17 protein-coding genes and 2 pseudogenes are annotated in these 21,607 nt (G+C 67.5%); 10 read left to right on the top strand and 9 right to left on the bottom strand.

From position 1 onward, the window contains the following. Positions 1-4: 4 nt before the first annotated feature. On the top strand, positions 5-1,336 hold the full coding sequence (locus tag WS69_RS24490) for a carotenoid oxygenase family protein (RefSeq protein ID WP_059473243.1): 1,332 nt from the start codon (positions 5-7) through the stop codon (positions 1,334-1,336). 378 nt (positions 1,337-1,714) lie between these two features. On the opposite strand, the gene pdxR is transcribed toward WS69_RS24490, so the two are convergent. Then, positions 1,715-3,283: a MocR-like pyridoxine biosynthesis transcription factor PdxR gene (gene pdxR, locus WS69_RS24485; protein WP_059473242.1), complete on the bottom strand. Its 1,569-nt coding sequence runs from the start codon at positions 3,281-3,283 to the stop codon at positions 1,715-1,717. Between the two features lie 120 nt (positions 3,284-3,403). Here pdxR and WS69_RS24480 point away from each other — a divergent pair, with 120 nt between their 5' ends. Then, the gene (locus WS69_RS24480; RefSeq protein ID WP_059473241.1) at positions 3,404-4,042 is read left to right on the top strand and encodes an FMN-binding negative transcriptional regulator; all 639 of its coding nucleotides are present in this window, start codon (positions 3,404-3,406) and stop codon (positions 4,040-4,042) included. Between the two features lie 109 nt (positions 4,043-4,151). Here WS69_RS24480 and WS69_RS33750 read toward each other — a convergent pair. From WS69_RS33750 to WS69_RS24460, 3 genes and pseudogenes are all read right to left on the bottom strand, one after another. Next, positions 4,152-4,529, bottom strand: a pseudogene (locus WS69_RS33750) (putative sulfate exporter family transporter); the annotation flags it as partial. A 3-nt stretch (positions 4,530-4,532) separates the two neighbouring features. Next, entirely contained in the window at positions 4,533-5,327 is a 795-nt protein-coding gene (locus tag WS69_RS24465; RefSeq protein WP_059473238.1) for a DUF2182 domain-containing protein, read from the bottom strand. 48 nt (positions 5,328-5,375) lie between these two features. Then, positions 5,376-5,978, bottom strand: coding sequence for a DUF1326 domain-containing protein (locus WS69_RS24460; RefSeq protein WP_059473339.1), 603 nt, complete (start codon positions 5,976-5,978; stop codon positions 5,376-5,378). A gap of 689 nt (positions 5,979-6,667) precedes the next feature. Between WS69_RS24460 and WS69_RS24455 the strand changes: the two genes are divergently transcribed. From WS69_RS24455 to WS69_RS24440, 4 genes are all read left to right on the top strand, one after another. Then, positions 6,668-8,068 (top strand): sensor domain-containing diguanylate cyclase, encoded by a 1,401-nt coding sequence (locus tag WS69_RS24455; protein ID WP_059473237.1) that lies wholly within the window; start codon positions 6,668-6,670, stop codon positions 8,066-8,068. A 1,119-nt stretch (positions 8,069-9,187) separates the two neighbouring features. Continuing rightward, on the top strand, positions 9,188-10,213 hold the full coding sequence (locus WS69_RS24450) for a LacI family DNA-binding transcriptional regulator (RefSeq protein ID WP_059473236.1): 1,026 nt from the start codon (positions 9,188-9,190) through the stop codon (positions 10,211-10,213). 47 nt (positions 10,214-10,260) lie between these two features. Beyond that, positions 10,261-11,322, top strand: a complete 1,062-nt coding sequence (locus tag WS69_RS24445) for an ABC transporter substrate-binding protein (RefSeq protein ID WP_059473235.1) — start codon at positions 10,261-10,263, stop codon at positions 11,320-11,322. A 59-nt stretch (positions 11,323-11,381) separates the two neighbouring features. Then, positions 11,382-12,206 carry an ABC transporter permease gene (locus WS69_RS24440; protein WP_059473234.1) on the top strand — a complete coding sequence of 275 codons (825 nt, stop codon included), beginning with the start codon at positions 11,382-11,384 and terminating at the stop codon, positions 12,204-12,206. Positions 12,207-12,369: 163 nt separating this feature from the next. Here WS69_RS24440 and WS69_RS34320 read toward each other — a convergent pair whose 3' ends face one another. After that, positions 12,370-12,573, bottom strand: a complete 204-nt coding sequence (locus WS69_RS34320) for a hypothetical protein (protein WP_059473233.1) — start codon at positions 12,571-12,573, stop codon at positions 12,370-12,372. A 462-nt stretch (positions 12,574-13,035) separates the two neighbouring features. Here WS69_RS34320 and WS69_RS24430 point away from each other — a divergent pair. From WS69_RS24430 to WS69_RS24420, 3 genes and pseudogenes are all read left to right on the top strand, one after another. Then, positions 13,036-14,006: pseudogene (locus WS69_RS24430) on the top strand (ABC transporter permease). Between the two features lie 74 nt (positions 14,007-14,080). Then, positions 14,081-15,109, top strand: a complete 1,029-nt coding sequence (locus tag WS69_RS24425; RefSeq protein WP_059473231.1) for an ABC transporter ATP-binding protein — start codon at positions 14,081-14,083, stop codon at positions 15,107-15,109. Between the two features lie 41 nt (positions 15,110-15,150). Continuing rightward, positions 15,151-15,975, top strand: coding sequence for a phosphodiesterase (locus WS69_RS24420; RefSeq protein WP_059473230.1), 825 nt, complete (start codon positions 15,151-15,153; stop codon positions 15,973-15,975). Between the two features lie 347 nt (positions 15,976-16,322). On the opposite strand, the gene WS69_RS24415 is transcribed toward WS69_RS24420, so the two are convergent. Then, positions 16,323-16,733 carry a hypothetical protein gene (locus WS69_RS24415; protein WP_059473229.1) on the bottom strand — a complete coding sequence of 137 codons (411 nt, stop codon included), beginning with the start codon at positions 16,731-16,733 and terminating at the stop codon, positions 16,323-16,325. A gap of 64 nt (positions 16,734-16,797) precedes the next feature. Continuing rightward, complete coding sequence (locus tag WS69_RS24410; protein ID WP_059473228.1) at positions 16,798-17,556, bottom strand: COG4705 family protein; 759 nt, start codon at positions 17,554-17,556, stop codon at positions 16,798-16,800. Positions 17,557-17,874: 318 nt separating this feature from the next. On the opposite strand from WS69_RS24410, the gene WS69_RS24405 reads away from it, so the two are divergent. Then, positions 17,875-19,071, top strand: a complete 1,197-nt coding sequence (locus WS69_RS24405; protein WP_059473227.1) for an MFS transporter — start codon at positions 17,875-17,877, stop codon at positions 19,069-19,071. A 404-nt stretch (positions 19,072-19,475) separates the two neighbouring features. Here the strand turns inward: WS69_RS24405 and WS69_RS24395 are convergent, their stop codons facing one another. Both WS69_RS24395 and WS69_RS24385 read right to left on the bottom strand, forming a co-directional pair. After that, positions 19,476-20,411 carry an EamA family transporter gene (locus tag WS69_RS24395; protein WP_059473225.1) on the bottom strand — a complete coding sequence of 312 codons (936 nt, stop codon included), beginning with the start codon at positions 20,409-20,411 and terminating at the stop codon, positions 19,476-19,478. 399 nt (positions 20,412-20,810) lie between these two features. Beyond that, positions 20,811-21,602 carry a molybdopterin-dependent oxidoreductase gene (locus WS69_RS24385; protein ID WP_059473223.1) on the bottom strand — a complete coding sequence of 264 codons (792 nt, stop codon included), beginning with the start codon at positions 21,600-21,602 and terminating at the stop codon, positions 20,811-20,813. Positions 21,603-21,607 lie beyond the last annotated feature (5 nt).

Genomic DNA, 21,607 nt, shown 5'->3' with positions numbered 1-21,607 from the left:
GAACATGACAGCCATAGACTTGAATGCAGGCGCGTTGGCGCCCGTCGCCGACGAAGTCGACCTCGTCGACCTTCCCGTGACCGGCTCGATTCCGCGCGACCTGAACGGCGTGCTCGTGCGAAACGGACCCAATCCGCTGCGCGGCCGCTTCGAAGGCGACGACGTGCTGTCGTGGTGGCCGGAAGACGCGATGCTGCACGCGGTAGCGCTCCAGGACGGCCGCGCGGCGCGCTACCGGAATCGCTGGGCGCGCACGCAGCGCTGGGCGCGTGTGCACGACCCGGATCGTGCGCCGTCGCTCGTCGACACGAATCCGAACGTGAACGTGCTCGTTCACGCAGGCGAAATCCTCGCGCTTGCCGAAGGCGGCGCGCCGCTCGCGATCACCGCGGGCCTCGACAGCCTCGGCGCGTCGCGCCGCCATCCGGGTCTCGCGCCCGGCATGGCGGCGCATCCGAAAGTCGATCCGCATACCGGCGAGCTGATCGTGTTTCGCGCCGACTGGAACCGGCCGTGGCTGCGCTACGGCGTCGCGGATGCGGCGGGCGTGCAGACCGTCGACATCGAAGTCGATTGGCCGGCGCCGTCGATGATGCACGACATCGCGATCACCGCGACGCACAGCATCGTGTTCGACTTGAACGTCGCATACGACTTCTCGATGCTGTCGCGCGGCCACCGGATGCCGCTGCGCTGGCACGACGAGCGCCGCGCGCGCATCGGCGTCCTGCCGCGCCACGGCGGCGACACGCGCTGGTTCGATGTCGCGCCGTGCTTCATCCAGCACGTCGTCAACGCGTACGACAGGCATCGTTCGGCGATCGTGCTCGACGTCGTCCGCTATCCGTGGTTCCTGCGCCTCGCCGGCGACGGCCGCACGTTCGACGACAACCCGGTCGGCGTGCTGTGGCGCTACGTGATCGATCTCGAGACGGGGATCGTCGCCGGGCAGCCGCTCGACGACGCCGGCATCGAGCTGCCCCGCATCAACGAAAACCGGACCGGCCGCCGCCATCGCTTCTTGTACGCGACGGAGCAGCCGACCAATGCGGAACTGCGCGGCGTCGTGCGTTACGACGTCGATGCCGGATCGACGCAGCGCTACCGGGTGCCGCCGGGCGACCAGAACAGCGAGCCGGTGTTCGTCCCGCGTCCGGGCGCCGTCGACGAAGACGACGGCTGGCTGCTCGTCTGCGTGTATCGCCGCAAAACGGATACGAGCGATCTCGTGATCCTCGACGGCCGCCGCATCGACGACGAGCCGATCGCGACCGTGCATCTGCCACGGCGAATCCCGGCGGGATTCCACGGCGCGTGGCTGCCGGGCGACCGCTAAGCAGGATCGACGCGGCCGCCGCGCGAACGCGTGCTCGCCGTCCCGTGCGTCATTCGGACGATTTCGGATCGCATGGGACGACTCGGGACGGCGAGCGCTGCGCGAATGACGGATCGAGCGTCCAGCGCTTTCGTCACATCACATATATTTTTGAAATTATGGAACCACACATCATCGATGTGAAATTCAATTTCACATCGACATCAAAGGAGAGCCGCGTGGCTGGCGTATACCTCGACGAACCAGACCTTCGCATTCTCGCCGCCTTGAAGGCGGACGCATCGCTTTCGAACGTAGAGTTGGCCAGCGAGCGATTCACCCGACGATCCGATTCGATCGCGCCTCGCGTCGCCCCCATGACAACGGCGTCGACCCTGCTCATTTCCGTCGCTCAGCCGCATCGACGTCATCGGCGACGCCCGCCCGCTTCGATCGATCGCGCGACGCCGCTCCGCCGACGGACGCGATCACCTCGGCAAGACGCTGCGCGGCCGCATCCATTTGCTCCCGGCTGAATCCGCCGAATCCGAGGACGAGCCCGGATCGCGCCGTCCCCGGCGCGAACATCGGCGACACCGCGCGGACCGCGACACCGGCTCGCGCGGCGATCGCCGTGACCTGCAAGTCGTCGATGCCCGCCGCGAGCCAAAGCACCGCGTGCATGCCCTGGTCGCCCGGCTGCAGCCAGGCCAGGTCGCCCGGAAGCAGCCTGCCGAGCGTGTCGATCAGTTGCGCGCGATGATCCGCATACACGCCCCGCACGCGGCGGATGTGGCGATCGAAATGCCCTTCAGCCATGAGCGCGGCCAGCACGTACTGGTCCGCGGTCGGCGCATGGCGATCCATCAGCACGCGCGCGCCGCAGAAAGCGGCGACCAGATCGTCCGGCACGATCAGATAACCGAGCCGCAGCGACGGAAACAGCATCTTGCTGAAGGTGCCGAGATAGACGACGCGCTCCGGGTCCAAGCCCTGCAGCGACGGAAACGGATAGCCCTCGTAGCGCAGCTCGCTGTCGTAATCGTCCTCGATCACCCATGCATCGCCCGCGCGCGCCCACGCGAGCAGCGCGCTGCGCCGCGCCATGCTCATCGGCATGCCGAGCGGATACTGATGCGACGGCGTGACGAACGCGGCGCGCGCGTCGTGCGCGAGCCGGATGCCCGCGTCGACGTCGATGCCGTCCGCATCGACCGGCACGCGCACCATCGCATCGCCCCGCCCCGTGCATTCGAGAATCGCCGTGATGCCGCGGTACGCGGGGTTCTCGACCCACGCCCGATCGTGCGCGCCCAGCAGCACCTGGCACGCGAGATACAGCCCCTGCTGCGTGCCGCTCGTGACGATGACCTGATCCGGCTTGCAACGCACCGAGCGCGACTTGCGCACGTAGTCGGCGATCGCTTCGCGAAGCGGCTGCGCGCCTTGCGGATCGGCGTAGCTGGTCGGCGCGGCGGCGCCCTTCGCCCGCAGACGGTTGCCGAGGCGACGCCACACGTCATCGGGCGCCGTCGCGCCGACCGGCACCGAAATCGCGAACGGCACCGGCGGCACCGGCGCGAATTCCCGTGCGATCCGCGCATACGCCGCAGCCGGCTGCGGCAGGCTCGATCGAGCCGCCGAAGTCTCGCGCCGCCGCGCCGCGCGCGGCGGCTCGCTGCCCGGTCGCGGCTCGGCGAGCGCGTGCGCGACGCGCGTATCCGCGCCGCCCCGCGACTCCAGAAACCCCTCCGCGATCAGTTGCTCGTACGCATCGACCACCGTGCCGCGCGCGATCCGCAGCGAAGCCGCGAGCAGCCGCGTGGACGGCAGCGCGTCGCCGGGTTTGACATCGCCTTTGCGGACGGCGTCCCGCAGCGCCTGCGCCAACTGCCGACTCAGGTTTCCGGTCGAGCGGTCGAGTGCGCCGATCGACGGAATCTCAATGATCCGGGCGATTCTTGCCATAATTCCGGTTCACCAGAAGCTTTCCAAACTGGTTCTACAGAATAAACCAGTTTCGCACGACAATGCCCGCATCACTCAACCCCGCGCACTGCGCAAACGCAGCCCGACTGTGGAGCCGCCATGTACGTCCCCACCCATTTCGACGAACGTCGCACCGACGTCCTGCACGCGCTGATCGCGCAACACCCGTTCGGGATCCTGATCACGCACGGAACGGGCGGACTCGACGCGAACCACATTCCGTTCGAGCTCGCCGCCTCCGAAGGGCCGCTCGGCGTGCTGAGCGCGCACGTCGCTCGCGCGAATCCGATATGGCAGGACGTGTCGAGCGGCGACGAGGTGCTCGTCGTGTTCCGTGCGGGCGACGCGTACATTTCGCCGACCTGGTATCCGAGCAAGCACGCGTTCCACCGGCAGGTGCCGACGTGGAACTATGTCGTCGTCCATGCGCACGGACGCATCACCGTTCGCGACGACGAGAAATTCGTGCGCGGCGTGGTCGCCCGGCTGACGCGCACGCACGAAGCGGCGCTGCCCGAGCCGTGGAAGATGACCGACGCCCCGAAGGACTACATCGACACGATGCTCCAGTCGATCGTCGGCCTGCAGATCGACATCACGCGGCTCGTCGGCAAATACAAGCTCGGGCAGAACAAGGAGGCGCGCGACATCCGCGGGGCCGCCGAAATGCTGAAGGCGCGCGGAAATGATCTGATCGGCGATGCGATGCTCGCGCGGGCGGTGGAGAAACCGGAATAAACGAGCCGGCATCGCTGCCGGGCTCATTTCGTTTCGAATCCTGAATGTCGTCATCTCGAACGCCGTCTCGAACGCCGCCGCAGCGATGCCGGCGTTGCGCGCAGCGCCCCGTTACGCACGCCGATGCGACGACGAAGCCGATCACGAACTTCGGAAAGCGCGCCCAGATCTCGCTTGCGCGCGGCTGCGCGGCGATGCCGTCGGCGCGTTCCCAGCGCGTCGTCGCGACGATCGCGAGCACGAACGAACGCCCAGATGCCGATCCAGATGTCGCGGCCGACCACCTTCATCAGCGTAAACGCCTGCAGCGACGCCTCCGGCGCGCCGGCAATCGCGCTCGCGCCGTGTGTTTCGCGAAATCGTAGTATGCCTGCGCAGTCGCGAGCCCCGCGGCGTCGGCGAATTCCGACATGCCGATCCACGCGCCCGCGATGCCCGTCGGCATGCCGAGTGCGCGCGACGCGAACGGCAGCGCGAAGATCACCACGAATCAAACCAGGCGAAGTCCCGTCACGACGATCGACGCCGCCCATCCGAGCAACGCGACGCCCAGCGGCGCGCTCAATCGCCGGCCGTGCGGCAGATTCTTCTCGACCGCCATCACGGCTCCGAGCGCCAGCATCCAGCCGACGTTCCCCGCTCCCACCGCGAACATCAGACACATCAGCAGCCAGCAGCATCCGACACAAAAGAGGCCATGCCGCATGCCGAGCAGGAGACTGTCCCGCCGCGCGTTTCCGCCCCGCCACTGCTCGCTGACGAACATCAGCGGCGACCGGCACTTGTCGAGGCATCGATACTTGAGCGAACTGAATTGATAAGCGCCGGCAAGCGCCAGCACGATCGCGCCGACGAGCCATCCGTGCCATGCAAGCCACGGCGTGCGCCGCACAAGCGCGTGCAGGCCGGCGTCGCCTGCATCGACGGCCAGCCCGAACACGCTCCACACCGCGAGATAACCGAGCACCACCATCAGCAGCAGACGGTTCCGGTCCGCGCGCGCGGCCGTCAGGCGCTCGAACGTTCGCAGCAGCGGGAGCACGGTGGGCAACATCATCGCGACGATCGTCAGCAGCCACGCGGCGGCATGCAGCATCGCGGGCACGATCGTGTCGCCCGCCGGAATCAGCCGGCACAGTTCGGCGAGACTCGCCTCGGACCAGTCGACGTGATGGAGAAAGCGCGCGTAAGGACTGCTGTCCCACATCCACAGCGTGATCCATGCCGCGGCGATCATCGCGATCGCCAGCGGCACGAACACGCGGGACGACGACGTCGCGTTCATGGCGAAGCACGGCTCACCTGCGCAAGACCGCGCCGGCGTGGATACGTATCACGAACGGAACATGAAAAAACCCTGGATCGCGTTCTGCCCGCTCAGATCGAGATCGATGCCGAGCTTCTGTTCATGCATGCGGAACGTGCCGGCCTTGCCGACGTAGGCCGGCGATCCGGGAATCGTCGAGAAGATGCTCTCGACGAGCCTCGTCGGCTCGCCGGTCGGCCCCCGATAGGGTTCGAGCTCCGCGTACGTGGTGTTGCCCACTTTGAGCGTGCCCTTGCCGTCGCGCACGTCGAAATCGATCGCCGCGCGCTCGATCGCGACGATGTCGCCGAAGAGCTGCGAGAAGTCGGCAAGCGGCCCACCGCGTTCGCCGCGATAGACGCTCGCGAGCACGTCGAACTGCGCGTCGGTCGCGCGATCGTCGATGAAGATGATCACCCGCCAATTGCCCTGCAGAATATTGCCCGGAACGAACGCGGCGAATGCGACCGTCAGCCCCGACACGTCCACCTCGTCGACCATTCCCTTGTCGTAGTGGTAGGCGACCGTCGCCCGACACGTGCCGTTGTCCGGATCCTCGCCGATCCAGCACGGGCAAAGCACCTTGCAATCGCACACTTCCAGTATGCGCCCCTCCAGGCTATAGCTCATGATGACCTCCACCGCGACGAAACCACCGGATTCGAGCCGGTCCATCACCTAACTATATTCACGTTGATTCGACACGGCAGGCCGTTCGCCACATATGAAAACCCTAGGCGGACGGCACGACGATTCGTCTTGTTTTTGCCGCCTTTTGCCAACGACATTTTCCATTTACCGAGCGCCGCATCGACGCGACGCGACGCGATGCGACCGGCTTGCAATCGGCATCCGTGTTTCGGGGTGTCGAGCGCGCGTCGAAGCGGGTTGCTGCGACGAATCGCAGCGCACCGGATAGGCTCGACCTCCGCGTGCAACAGGGTACCGACCCGCAAGACATCCTACGCACCGATCAATCCCGCGTCGCTCGCTTCGATTACCCGCGACACACATCCGCATACGCTTCACGGCCTGCCGGCACCACACGTCTGCCGCACGTGAATGTTTCATCACCAATTTCGCGGCTCGCGTCTGTTGCGCGAAGTCGAACAATCGGCCGTTTCGTCCGTCCGTCCGAGTGCAGGAAACCGGTACGACCGTATTGTCAAACGATTGACGCCGCCTATACTCTCGTCAGAAAAGCAATCAACGAATAACGATACGAGGCAGCGCGAAACCAGACGTGACGGCGGTTCGCCGCAAGACGTTCCGCGCTGGCTTCCCACTTCGAAATACGGAACAGCGTTGCGGAGGCCACCGTGAGCACTGTCTTCACCGCCCATGAATCGTCGCGTGCGATCGGCACGATCGCCCGAATCTATACCGCTTGCCTGCTGATCGGCTTCGCGCTCGCGCCCGCGTTCCTGATCGCGTATCTGCGGTTCTTCATCGATCCCCGCCTGACTTTCGAGGATCATCAATTCCACGAACTGGCGATCGCCGCCGCGACGCTTGAAGGTCTCTTCGTCACCTACGTGACCTGGCGCTGCTACCTGTCGTCGGGTGAGCCGCTGCTTCGCTGGCTCACACTCGGATTTCTCGGCTTCGCACTCATCTATTCGCTGCACGGCGCATTCACCGGGATGGCTCATCGGAACATCTGGCTGTTCCTGCTGTACGGGCCGGCGTCGCGCCTCGTGATGTCGTTCCTGCTGCTCGTCGGGCAGTTGTCTTATTTCAAAGACCCCGATCCGCGCGAGCGACGCACGCAGCGCTCGACCTGGCTGCCGTGGATCGCCGGCTACGCCGTCATCTGCGTCATCGTCGCCGCGATCGCGTATTCGCCGATTGCGGGCGATCGCTGGACACGCGTGTCGATGGAGGGCGGCGCGATGATCGTGTCGCTCGCCAACGTCGCACTGTTGCTCGTGCGCCGCATTCGCACGCCGCTGATGCTCGTCTACGGAATTTCGGTGATGTGGTTCGCGCTGTCGTCGATCGCATTCATTCTCGGCAAGCCTTGGAATCACATGTGGTGGCTTGCCCATGCGATCTTCGCAAGCGGTTTCTTCCTGCTGAGCTTCGGTGTCGTTCAGGCGCTGATGACGTCCCGCTCGTTCGCGACCGTCTACAGCCAGCAGGATCTGATGGCGCGGCTCGCCGAATCGATGGCGCGCACCGAAGGCGCATTGCAGGAACTCACGCGCACCAATCAGAAACTCGAGCATCTCGCGACCACCGATCCGCTGACGGGCGCATCGAACCGGCGCAAGTTCATCGAGCAGATACAGGCGGAAATCGCACGCGCGAAGCGGGACGGCACCACGTTTTCGCTGCTTGCGCTCGACCTCGACAACTTCAAGAAGATCAACGACGACTACGGCCACCAGGTCGGCGACGTCGTGCTGTGCAATTTCGTGCAGCAATGCCTCGCCGCGATCCGTCCATACGATCACATCGCGCGTGTCGGCGGTGAGGAGTTCATGGTGCTGCTGCCGAAGATGCTTGCCGACGCCGCGAGCGGCATCGCCGAGCGCGTACGCACCTCGATCGCGAACGCATCGTTCGGCATCGACGGCAAGCACACGCCCGTGACCGTGAGCATCGGCGTGTCGCAGTACGGTCGCGACGGCGACACCGTCGACGAAATCCTCAGCGCCGCGGACAAGCTGCTCTATCGCGCGAAACATGAAGGCCGCAATCGCGTCGTCGCTTCGTAAACCGGAGAATGCGCGCATCGAGCCATGCCGCACGATCGAGTCGTCGATGCGGAAAGCACGTTGTTCGAATCAACCACATCCGGATCGTCGTCGCGGCGGCATTCGGTCGAGTTTATACGCGACCTGCTGGAAGGCGAAATTTCAGGGGAAGCTCACTTTTGATGCTCCGGCCCTGGGGTATCTCCGTTGCGTTGGAGCCTCGAAGTGAGGACATACCCCTAAAAGTACCCCGATGTACCCCCGGCTTTCAACGAACCGAGCCGGACTCTTTAGGAACGAAACTCCCTTCCGCGCCTTGATTTATCAAGGTTTTTGCGACCGGTCGGGAATTTCGAGGAATAGTTGATGGTGCCGGGGACCGGACTCGAACCGGCAAGCCAATCAAGGCGGCGGATTTTCGTCACACTGCTTCTTTCGAAGCCGGCGCGGTGCGGCGCCGTTCGTGCGCTGGACTATGCCTTCACCGTCGTCCGAACGCGGCTTCAGCCGCGTGGACCTTAGGCGCCCCCCGTCTAGTCTCTACACCTTCCCCGCCGCCGCTTTCGCTGCCGCTTCGGGGCTTGGCTCGGCGTTGCCTCGACGCGTCGCGCGCCAGGGGTTTCGCCGAATTTGAAGGGTTCTGCACCAGCCGTTTCCGACCGGGCACTCAATCGTTTAAGTCCGCTATGTTTACCAATTTCATCACCCCGGCAAGGGCGGACGCGATTCTACCACTGCTCGCGCCGATCCTCGCGATTTGACCCTGCCGAGCGCCGCTCGATCGCATTCACTCGCCGATCGCTACCGCCTGAGCCAGTCGTGCGGCCTCAACCAGAGGATCGACGAACGCCCTCATCCTGCACACGCGACGACCGGACACGAATCGGCATGCCGACTGACACGAGAGATTTCCACCGGACGGCATCGTTCGAGGCCGGCGTCACGCGTCGCCGCTCATGCGCCGGACGACGATTTCATCCGCGGTGTGCCCCCTCGCCTCCATACGTCGGCCTGACGCCCCCATTCATCAGACATCATCCCTTCCGATCATCGGCCAACCATCGTCATCAGTTCTTCATCGACGGTCCCGATAATCCCGTCGACGAAAACGTTTACACGCATCCACCGCACGCACGCTTCATGACGCCGACCATCAAAGACGTCGCCGCGCTCGCCGGCTGTTCTATCGCCACGGTGTCGCGCGCAATCAACGCGCCGCACACGGTCAGTCCCGTGGCGCTCGAAAAGGTCCGCGCCGCAATCGACACGCTGCGCTTCCGCCCGAACCCGCTCGGCCGGCAGCTGCGAAGCGACCGCACGCAACTGATCGGCGTCGTGCTGCCGACGCTCGCGAATCCGGTATTCGCCGAATGCCTGCAAGGCGTCGACGAGCTCGCGGCGCAAGCCGGCTTCAAGCTGATCGTGATGTCGACCGAATACGACGTCGCGCGTGAGCGTCATGCGATCGAGACGCTGCGCGCGCAGCGCGTCGAAGGGCTGATGCTCACCGTCGCGGACGCCGACGCGCATCCGCTCCTCGACGAGCTCGACCGCGACGGCCCGCTCTACGTGCTGATGCACAACGACACGCCGCATCGTCCGTCGGTCGCGGTCGACAATCGCCGCGCCGCGTACGACGGCGTGCGGATGCTGATCGAGCGCGGCCATCGCCGCGTGCTGATGCTCGCGGGCTCGCTCGACGCGTCGGACCGCGCGCGGCAGCGCGTGCGCGGCTACGCGCAGGCGCTCGACGAGCGCGGTCTCGACCCGCTGCCCGCGCTCGAAATCGACTTCAACGCGCCGACGCTGCCGAGCGCGATGCTCGCGCATCTGACCGCGCGCGCGACGCGGCCGACCGCGCTCTTCTGCAGCAACGACTGGCTCGCGATGGTCGTGATGCGCGGATTGCGCGACGCGCGCCTCGCGGTGCCCGACGACATCTCGGTGCTCGGCTTCGACGGCCTCGCGGTCGGCGAGCTGCTCGCGCCGCCGCTTTCGAGCGTCGCGACGCCGAATCGAGAGATCGGTCGCGCCGCGTGGCGGCGTCTCGCCGAGCGCATCGCCGGCGAGCATCATCCGCGGCCCGCGCTGACGCTGCCGCACACGGTGCGCGAAGGCGCGACCGTCGCGCCGCCGCGCGAGACGCGCACCTCGCGCATCGCATGAATCCCGCTCTCGCCCTCGTTCGTTTTGCCCCTGCAAGGAGACCTGTCGTGACCGTCCGCCGTTCGCCGTTCCCCCGCTCGCCGCTCGCCGCCGTGCGCCGCGCGTGCGCCGCCGCGCTCATCCCGCTTGCCTCGCTCGCGCTGTCGCTCGGCGCGTCCGCCGCGCACGCGGAAGAAACCGCGATCTGCTACAACTGCCCGCCCGAATGGGCCGACTGGGCCGCACAAATCGCGGCGATCAAGCAGAAGACCGGCATTCGCGTGCCGTTCGACAACAAGAACTCGGGCCAGGCGATCGCACAACTGCTCGCGGAAGCGAAGAGCCCGGTCGCGGACGTCGTCTATCTCGGCGTGTCGTCGGCGTTCCAGGCGAAGGACAAGGACGTGATCGCGCCGTACAAGCCCGCGCACTGGAACGACATCCCCGCGAACATGAAGGACCCGCAAGGTTACTGGTTCGCGATCCATTCGGGCACGCTCGGCTTCTTCGTCAACAAGGACGCGCTCGACGGCAAGCCCGTGCCGCGTTCGTGGGCCGATTTGCTGAAGCCCGAGTACAAGGGCATGGTCGGCTATCTCGATCCGTCGAGTGCATTCGTCGGCTACGCGGGCGCCGTCGCGGTAAACCAGGCGCTCGGCGGCAGCTTCGACAACTTCCAGCCCGCGCTCGACTGGTTCCGCAAGCTGAAGGCGAACCGGCCGATCGTGCCGAAGCAGACTGCGTACGCACGCGTGCTGTCCGGCGAGATTCCGATCCTGCTCGACTACGACTTCGACGCGTATCGCGCGAAGTACAAGGACCACGCGAACGTCGAATTCGTGATTCCGAGGGAAGGCACGATTTCGGTGCCGTACGTGATGAGCCTCGTCAAGGGCGCGCCGCACGATGCGAACGGCAAGAAGGTGCTCGACTTCGTGCTGTCCGACGAAGGCCAGAAGCTGTGGGCGAACGCATATCTGCGGCCGGTGCGCGCGCAGGCGCTCACCGCCGACGCCGCCGCGAAGTTCCTGCCCGCGAGCGAGTACGCGCGGGCGAAGAGCGTCGACTTCGGCAAGCTCGCGGCCGGCCAGCAGGCGTTCGGCAAGCAGTATCTGCAGGTGATGCAATAACCGGCCGATACCCGTCGCCCGCTATCCGCTATCCGCTATCCGCACGAGTCGATATCACGATGTCCGATCTCACGTTCCCGCCGCGCTGGCGCATCGCGCTGCTCGCGCCCGCACTCGCCGTGTTCGTCGCGTTCTGGCTGCTGCCGATGGCCTCGCTCGTGCGGGTGTCGGGCGACGGCGCGTTCGTCGACGCGTATGTCGCGCTGCTGTCGAATGCGCGCTACATGAAGAGCCTCGTGTCGACGGTCGCGCTGTCCGCAGCCGTCACGCTCGCGACGCTCGCGCTGTCGACGATCGCAGGCCTCCTGCTCGCGCGCCGCGCGTTCGCGGGCAAGCGCACGCTGATCGCGCTGCTCACGTTTCCGCTCGCGTTTCCGGGTGTCGTCGTCGGCTTCATGGTGATCATGCTCGCCGGGCGGCAGGGGCTGATCGGCATGCTGTCGCAAAAGCTCGTCGGCGATCGCTGGGTGTTCGCTTACTCGGTCGCGGGCCTCTTCGTCGGCTATCTGTACTTCTCGATTCCGCGCGTGATCGTCACCGTGATCGCCGCGGCGTCGAAGCTCGATCCGTCGCTCGAAGAGGCTGCGCGCTCGCTCGGTGCGTCGCCGTGGCACGTGCTGCGCGACATCGTGCTGCCCGCGCTCGCGCCGGGACTCGTCGCCGCGGGCGCGATCTGCTTCGCGACCGCGATGGGCGCGTTCGGCACCGCGTTCACGCTCGCGACCGATCTCGACGTGCTGCCGATGACGATCTACACCGAGTTCACGCTGAACGCGAACATCGCGACGGCTGCCGGTTTGTCGATCGTGCTCGGGATCGTCACGTGGGCGGTGCTTGCGCTCGCGCGCAATCTGACGGGCCAGGCGACGGCCGCGTCCGCTTGACGAAGACGCAACGACGAACGGATCGTCGTCGTTGCAAAGAAAGGGAAATCTGAAGCCGGGCCGGACGATGCGCCCGGACAGCGCGCCTCGTCCGGCTGCGTCGGACCGACGCGTCGCAGCCGCGAGCCCGGAGACGGGCGTCGGCTGCGCGTCGCGCCGGCGGTTACTGCTTCGTCGACGACAACTGCCCCTTGGGATTGCTCAGCCAGTTGTTCGCATTGACGACGAGCGAATTGGCGTTGCTGATCAACGTGCCCAACGCGCTGCTGTTGATCGTGAACGTGCCGCCCAACAGGTTGAACGTGCCGTCGATCAGGTTAGCCCCGCCATGAATGCGCTTGCACTGCTCCATCGTTATCGTTTGCATCGATCACTCCCTCCTCGTAGACAACAAAAAAGAGCGGTTTCCCCACTCTCGCTCCTGCTCATCAACAATTGCCTCGCGATGTGACCGCATGGCGCTGGTCAGTGTGTGTCGCCGAACGGCGCACGCGATGCTCGGCCGGATTGCCCGGACTCCTCAACACCATTCGGCGATTCAATATAACGTAACGGCATGCGCGGCGACATCGGGGGAATCGGCAATTAGACTGATTGCTCGGCGACGCGCGCGGCTGCCGCCACAAGAGCGCCCCTTGCTCTTCGCACGTTCGTCGGCGCGGCCTGCATCCGTTTCGCTCCGCGCTTCGGCGCTGCGGCGGCGCATCGAGCGTCGAGCGGCTCGCCACGCGCGACGAACCGTTTTCCGCTCGTCGCTCAAACGTTTAAAACTGATGCGCACAGCCATCCATCGCGCGGGCGCGCGCCGCCATCCGCCCGGCGCGCCGTCATCAGTTCTTCATCGACGCGCCCGATAATCCTGTCGACGAAAACGTTTACATCGCTTCCGCACGCCCCATGACGCTCACCATCAAGGACGCCGCCGCGCTCGTCCGCCCCGCTGCCGCGACCGATTCCGACGAGCCGCCGACGGCCCGCCGCCCGCGCCGCGCCTCGTTCGACTGGCTCGCTGCCGCGCAATGGGCGGTCACGCTCGCGCTGTGCGCGTTTCTGATCGTTCCCGTCGCGATGTCGGTGCTCGCCGGGCTCACGGTCAACTATTTCCGCGGGCCGTCGAGCGGGCTCACGCTGCGCTGGCTCGGCGAAGTATGGACGCAGTACCACAGCTCGATATTCCTGTCGCTCGAAGTCGCGCTCGCGACGCTCGCCGTCACGCTCGTGACGGGCGTGCCCGCCGGCTATGCGCTCGCGCGCAGCCGCAGCCGCGTCTCGCGGCTGATCGAGGAAGCGCTCGTGCTGCCCGTCGCGCTGCCGGGCCTCGCGTCCGCGCTCGCGCTCCTCGCCGTCTACGGCGGCTTCGCCGCGTTCCGCACGAGCGTGTGGTTCATCGTCGTCGGGCACGTCGTGTTCACGCTGCCGTTCATGGTCCGCGCGGTCGCGGCCGTCGCCGCGCGCGCCGATCTGCGCACGCTCGAAGAAGGCGCGGCGAGCCTCGGCGCATCGTTCGTCACGCGCTTCACGACGATCGTGCTGCCGAACCTGCGCCCCGGCATCGTCGCGGGCGCGCTCGCGGTGCTCACGCTGTCGATCGGCGAATTCAATCTCACGTGGATGCTGCACACGCCCGACACGAAGACGCTGCCCGTCGGCCTCGCCGACACGTACGCGTCGCTGCGCATCGAGATCGGCAGCGCGTACACGATCCTGTTCCTGCTGATGACGCTGCCGCTCCTCGTCGCGATGCAGCGGCTCGGCGTCGATCCGTCCGGCACGCGCCACGACGCGCGCAAACCTTGCTGATTTCCCGCTGCCGCTCCGCCGCCTTCGCGGCCCCCCTTTCGCTGTCTTTCCGCTGTCTTTCCGCCGCCTCGCCGATGAAACTCGAATCCGTACCGATCACCCTGACCCGTTGCGCGAAGACCTTCCACGGCACGCGCGTGCTGGAGCCGCTCGATCTCGCGATCGGCGCGGGCGAGACGCTCGTGCTGCTCGGCCCGTCCGGCTGCGGCAAGACGACGACGCTGCGCCTCATTGCCGGGCTCGACGTGCCCGACGCGGGCGGCGCGATCGCCTTCGGCGCCGACGACGTAACCGCGCGGCCGATCGAAAAGCGCGGCGTCGGCATGGTGTTCCAGAGCTACGCGCTGTTTCCGAACCTGTCGGTGCGCGGCAACGTCGGCTACGGGCTGCGAATCCGCGGGACGGATCCGCGCGCGCTGCGCGAGCGCGTCGACGAACTGCTCGCGATGATGCGGCTTACCGCGCACGCGGACAAGCCGATCGACGCGCTGTCGGGCGGCCAGCGCCAGCGCGTCGCGCTGGCCCGCGCGCTCGCGGTGCGCCCGCGCGTGCTGCTGCTCGACGAGCCGCTGACCGCGCTCGATGCACAACTGCGCGACGCGCTGCGCCGCGAGATGAACGCGCTCTTGCGCGAGCTCGGCGTGACGACGGTCTACGTGACGCACGACCAGGCCGAGGCGATGGCGCTCGGCGACCGGATCGTCGTGATGAGCGCGGGGAAGATCGAGCAGATCGGCACGCCGCGCGACGTCTACTATCGTCCGGCGAGCCGCGCCGTCGCGCGCTTCATCGGCACGCTGAACCGGCTCGAAGGCGTGTGGCGCGACGGCGCGCTCGTGACGACGGGCGGCGCCGTCGCCGCCGCGTCGCCGGCAAACGAGCTATTCTTTCGACCGGAGGATGCGCGTCTCGTCGACCCGTCGGATGCGCCGCTGCGCGGCGCGGTCGCGAACTGCGCGTTTCTCGGCGAGCGCACGCGCGTGACGGTCGAACACGCGGCGCCCGACGCGCTCGTCATCGACGTGCCGGGCCGCGTCGATCTCGCGCGCGGCACCGCGGTCGGCGTCGCGATCGCGGCCGACGACCTGCTCGCGCTCGCGTGACGCGCCCCACCCTCACGACACGGACACAACGAGGAACGACGATGCTGCTTGCCCACATCAGCGATCTGCATATCAAGCGGCCCGGCATGCTCGCGTACCGGCGCGTCGACACGGCCGCGCATTTCGCGCGCTGCGTCGCGCGCCTGAACGCGCTCGAGCCGCGCCCGGACGCGGTGCTCGTCACGGGCGACCTGACCGACTTCGGCGACGACGAAGAATACGCGCACCTGAAATCGCTGCTCGCGCCGCTTGAGATTCCGTACTACCTGCTCGTCGGCAACCACGACGACCGCGCGGCGTTGCGACGCGCGTTCCCCGCGCGCGCGGAGCTGCAGATGGGCGAATTCGTCCAGTACGCGCTCGATCTCGGGCCGCTGCGCGTGATCGCGCTCGACTCGCAGATTCCGGGCACGAGCGGCGGCACCCTGTGCGACGCGCGGCTCGCGTGGCTCGCCAACCAGCTCGACGCCGCGCGCGACCGTCCGGTCATCGTCGCGCTCCATCATCCGCCGTTCGCATGCGGCATCGGCCACATGGACGCGATGCGGCTCGATCCGGACGCGTCGAGCCGGCTCGACGCGCTGCTGCGCCGCTTTCCGAACGTCGAGCGCGTGCTGTGCGGACACGTGCACCGGACGATGTTCGCGCGCTTCGGCGGCACCATCGCGTCGGCCGTGCCCGCGCCGGCGCATCAGGTCACGTTCGATCTGCGCGACGACGGGCCGTCGTCGTTTTCGATGGAGCCGCCCGCGTTCGCCGTGCATCGCTATGCGCCGGACAGCGGGCTCGCGTCGCATCATGTGTACGTCGATGCGAGCGACGGGCCGCATCCGTTCTTCGAACCGACGGGCGTGCTGATCGATTGAACGTGACGCTGCCGCGCGCGGCAGGCGACGGACGCAGGGGGCGCATGAGCATGCGTATGCTCAAGCTTCGCCGGGCGAGCCGCCGCCGGGGCGCTGAACGACGCGGGCCGACATGGATCGGCTTCGGCGTCGCATGAATCGCATGAATCGCATGAGTCGCACGAATCGCACGAGTCGCACGAGTCGCGCGAGCTGTGTTTACTCGTGCAGGCCGCGTTTGCCCGTGCGGCCGGCGCCGCTCCGCGCCGAAGCGCCCCGGCCTTTCACTATCGGCACGCGCCGCGCGCCGTCCGGGCGTACCGACGGACGCCGCGCGCGACCCGCACGCACGACCGCGGACGCCGCGCTCAGCGCGCGGCGCTCGTCCGGTCCATGATCACGAGCAGATCGGCCAGCGCCTGCTTGCACGCGACAGCCTGCGGCCGATCGGCGCGCAGCGCCGCGAGCGCGCGATCGATCGACTTGTCGACCGCGTGCCAATCCGCCGCCGCGCGCGGCTTCAGCGACGGCTCGGCATCGTCCCAAGACGTCTCCAGATCCTTGATGCGCGCCTTCGCACCGGCGAGATCGCCCTTGTCGACGCGCTTCGCGGTGTCGACGGCGATCGCGCGGAACGGCGACAGGTCGCCGAGCTTCGAGACGGTCGCGGCTTCGGCCACGTTCGGCGCGACGCCCGCCGGCGACACGACGCCGATGCCGAACGCGGCCGCCGCCAATGCCGGCGCGACGGCGAATGCAATGAATTTGCGCTTGATCATGCTGCTTCTCCTTGTGAAAAACGCGAACGAAACGGTTGAAAACGATGCTCGCATCGACTGAAGCTCAGCGTCCGCGCGCCGGCGCGACGAGCCGATCCGCGCGCGCGGCCGCGACGCTCAGCCCCGCGACCAGCACGACGATCACCGCGAGAAACACGGCGCTCGTCTTGATCGTGCCGAGCCCGAGGCCGCCGTACGCTTGCGCCTGCGACAGGAAATCGCCGAGCGACGCGCCGAGCGGACGCGTGAGGATGTACGCGAGCCAGAACGCGAGCACGCGGTTCATCCCGAAGAGCGCAGCTGCCGCGACGAGCGCGATCGCGCCGCCGAACGCGACGATCCCGAGCCGGAATCCGAGACCGAGCGCCTCGGTCGCGAGATCGCCCGCCGCCGTGCCGAGCGCGAACGTCAGCAGGATCGCGGCCCAATAGAACCACTCGCGGCGCGCGGTGACGATCGTGTGAATCGACAGCGTCCGCTCGCTGCGATACCAGAGCGCGAACGTCGCCGCGAGCGCGGCGGCGAAAAGCGGCGTGCTGACGTAGAGGCTGACGCCGAGGCCGTCGGTCAGCGCATCGGTGATCTGCGTGCCGACGATGCTGACGAGGACGATGTTCAGCCAGTAGATCCACGGCACGTAAGCGCGCGCGCGCAATTGCAGCGCGAGCGCGCAGAGCAGCAGACCGGACATCAGCGCGCCGGTGACGGCGGCGCCGAGTCCGACGTGAACCGCGAGATAGTCGGCGCCGGTCTCCCCGACCGTCGTCGACATGATCTTGACGATCCAGAAGGCCAGCGTGACTTCCGGAACTTTGTTGAGCATGCCGGCGGCGGCATGCGGACGGGCGGGCTGGTTCAATTGGGCTCTCCTTGTCGCACCGGTTGCGCAAAGCGAGCCGGATTCCGGCAACGGCGGTGCAGCGAAATACGAACGCTCCCACGACTCGCTCGGACGCCACTATGCAAGCCGACCGCTTAAGGCGACATTAACGGCATGCGCGCGCACTGCGATCGCGCCGCCGCCAGCAGACTTCGGGGACGTCCGGTATGATCGGCGCTCCCGGCGTTTCGCCTCTGCCGTCTCGATCGAAGATCCGGACGGCGCGCACGACGCGCGCGCCGCACTTCGTCCACACGCACCATGCCCCCGTCGCCTTCCGTTTCCGCCGACGCGCCCCGCCGTGACTCGCACAGCCTGTTGCTGCTGCTCGCGACGATCGCGGGCGTGTCCGTCGCCAACATCTATTACAACCAGCCGCTCCTCGACGCGTTCCGTGCGTCGTTTCCGGACAGCGCGTCGTGGATCGGCATCGTGCCGACCGCGACGCAGCTCGGCTACGCGGCCGGCATGTTCGCGCTCGCGCCGCTCGGCGACCGCTTCGACCGGCGCAAGCTGATCCTGCTGCAGATCGCCGGGCTGTCGGCCGCGCTCGTGATCGCCGCAGCGGCGCCGACGCTCGCCGTGCTCGCCGCGGCGAGCCTCGCGATCGGCATCCTCGCGACAATCGCGCAGCAGGCCGTGCCGTTCGCCGCCGAGATCGCGCCGCCCGCCGCGCGCGGGCAGGCGGTCGGCACCGTGATGAGCGGGCTCTTGCTCGGCATCCTGCTCGCGCGCACGGCGGCGGGTTTCGTCGCCGAATACTTCGGCTGGCGCACGGTGTTCGGCGCGTCGGTCGCGGCGCTCGCCGCGCTCGCGGCCGTGATCGTCGCGCGCCTGCCGCGCAGCTCGCCGACGTCGGCGCTGTCGTACGGCAAGCTGCTCGCATCGATGTGGCGGCTCGCGCGCGAGCTGCCGGGGCTGCGCGAGGCGTCGATGACGGGCGCCGCGATCTTCGCGGCGTTCAGCGCGTTCTGGCCGGTGCTCACGCTGCTGCTCGCGGGCGAGCCGTTCCATCTCGGTCCGCAGGCGGCGGGCCTCTTCGGGATCGTCGGCGCGGCGGGCGCGCTCGCCGCGCCGTACGCGGGCCGCGTCGCCGACAAGCGCGGCCCGCGCACGATCATCACGCTCGCGATCGCGCTGATCGCCGCGTCGTTCGTGATCTTCGCGGTGTCGGGCCACAGCCTCGCCGGACTCGTGATCGGCGTGATCGTCCTCGACGTCGGCGTGCAGGCCGCGCAGATCTCGAACCAGTCGCGCATCTATGCGCTCAAGCCCGACGCGCGCAGCCGCGTGAACACGGTCTACATGGTCTGCTATTTCATCGGCGGCGCGATCGGCTCGTCGGCGGGCGTCGCCGCGTGGCGCGCGATGGGCTGGATGGGAATGTGCGCGGTCGGCCTGCTGTTCTCGGTCGTCGCGACGCTCGTGCATCATCGCGGCCGCGCGGGCGCGCGATAAGCGCTCGACGCGGCGGCGGCGCACGGTGCGGCGCCGCAGGTCGGGGCGACGTCAGGCCGACGCGCGCACGCGGAAAACCGCGATCGGATACGCGAAAAACCGGATGCGGTGCGCATGATGCCGGCCGGGCCGCACCGCTCCGCTCCGTGGACGAGCCGCAGACGAGCCGCGCGGACGCGCATCGCGCATGTCCGCGCGTCGCGAACATGCCACCGCCCGGCGAGATCGATACGCGGGGCTCCACGATCGCCCCGCGCGATGCAAACCGCTCGGTTGCATCGCCAGCGCCGCCGGATTGCGCGGCGGCGTATCGGCTCGCAAGATCGTGCGCGAAACCGCCGAGCGCGGAAACAGGCGGACGTCGCGCGAGCCGCGCGCGCCATCGTCCTCCACGTCGCGTGCTGTTATTGCATCCGCTTGCGCGCCGGATCGAACACGAACGACAGCCCGACGCTGCCGAGAATCGCGACGGTCGCGATCACGGTCGCGAGCGTGACGGGCTCGCCGAGCAAGAGCGCGCCGAGCGCGACGGCGACGATGGGATTCACGTACATGCAGCTGCTCGCGATGATCGGGCTCGTGTGGCGAATCAGATAGCCGTACGCGACGTACGCGGCCATCGTGCCCGCGAGCATCAGATAGACGAACGCGACGCCGGGCAGAAACGCGACGTGCTCGATGCGCTCGCCGAGCACCCATGCGATGCAGGTCGACGCCGCGCCGCCGAGGCCGATTTGCAGCGAGGTCGACAGGAACAGGTCGTGCGGCAGCGCGAGCCGCGCGGCGAGATGCGCGCCGCCCGCCCAGAAGAGCGCGCCCACGAGCACGGTGATGCTGCCGAGCGTCGAGCCGGGCGACGACGGCCCGCCCGAATTCAGCACGACGATCCCGACCATCCCGAGCGCGACGGCCGCCCATTCGCCCGCCGTGACGCGCCGCCCCGCGACCGACGCGATCACCGTCGCGAAGAGCGGCACCGTCGCGACCGTCACCGCAGCCGAGCCGCTGCCGACGGTGCGCATCCCGAGCGCGATAAAACCGGACGACAGCGTGACGAGCATCGTGCCGACGAGCGCCGCGTTGCGGATCTCGACGAGCGTCGGCCGCACCGGACGGCGCCGCATCGCGAAGATGAAGAGCCCGATCCCCGCGAGCAGGTTGCGCAGCCCGGACAGCAGCAGCGGCGGAAACGATTCGAGCGCGACGTGCAGCGCGAGATACGTCGAGCCCCACGCGAAATAGATGAACGCGAGCGCGAGCACGACGCGGCCGCTGCGGCTTTGCGGCAGGCGGGGCGGATGGCGCTCGAGGAAGGCGAGGAAGCGGTCGAACGGCGTCATCGGTCAGCGTGCCCGCACGAGGTGTCGCACGTTCGACGGCGACGCGGCGCGACTGCCGGCGAGCGGCCTCGATGAATCCGGAATGGGGAGAGACGGCGGCGTGCGAAACGACAGGTCGGAGCGTGCGGCGGCGAACATGACCGAAAGAGGCGAACGGACTCGAATGAAGACGTGCGCGGCCGGACGGCCGCACACCGCCAGCATTATGCATTAAGGAATGGAAAACGAATGCCGGCTTGAATCGAACGCGCGCTCGGTGACGTTTCGGCGCGACATTTCATTCGCGGCAAAACAGTATTTTCGTTTTCGGACATTCGGGATAAAAGCGCGAAACCGCATGCGCCGCGTCCAGGCAAGCGGGAACGCGCCGCCCCGCCCGCGCGGCTTCGCGCGATTCCGTCACGATCCGCCGAACCAGTTGTATCCCTGGTCGACCCAATATCCGCCCGGATACGTATTGGTCACGAATATCTCCATGATGTGCTTCGGATTCTTGTAGCCGAGCTTCGTCGGCATCCGCAGCTTCATCGGAAAACCGTATTCGGGCGGCAAGCGCTTGCCGTCGTATTCGAACGTCAGCAGCGTTTGCGGATGCAGCGCGGTCGGCATGTCGATGCTCTCGTAATAGTCGTCCGCGCATTTGAAGCCGACGTATTTCGCGGTCGTGTCCGCGCCGACGCGACGCAGGAATTCGCGAAACGGCGTGCCGCCCCAGCGCCCGATCGCGCTCCAGCCTTCGACGCAGATGTGCCGCGTGATCTGCTCCGCGTGCGGCAGCGCGTACAGCTCCGGCAGCGTCCAGCTGCGCTTGCCGGTGACGAGGCCCGACACGACGAGCCGGTAGTCGTCGGCGTCGACATGCGGCACGTCGTCGATGCCATAGAACGCGTTGAACGGGAACGGGCGCGTGAGGTCGGCTTCCGTATACGTCGGCGCGAGCCGCGTCGGGCCGAACAGCCACGCCTGCACGCGATCGTTCGCGCGCGACACCTTCTCGAGGAAGTCGTCGACCGACGCGTCGTCGCGCAGCGTGCAGCCCGTCAGCATCGCGAGGCCGCCGAGCGTCAGCACGCGCTTGCCGAACAGACGCCGCGACGGCAGCGCGAGCGCCTTGCGCACGTCGATCAGCAGCGATGCGCGGTCGATCCTCGCATTGTCGCCCATAGGCTTTTTCTCGTCGTTTTCGGACATGATGA

Origin of the sequence: Burkholderia sp. BDU5 (assembly GCF_001522845.1) — a bacterium.
Classification (GTDB): Bacteria; Pseudomonadota; Gammaproteobacteria; order Burkholderiales; family Burkholderiaceae; genus Burkholderia; species Burkholderia mayonis.
This window is presented reverse-complemented; position numbering and strand designations above follow the sequence as displayed.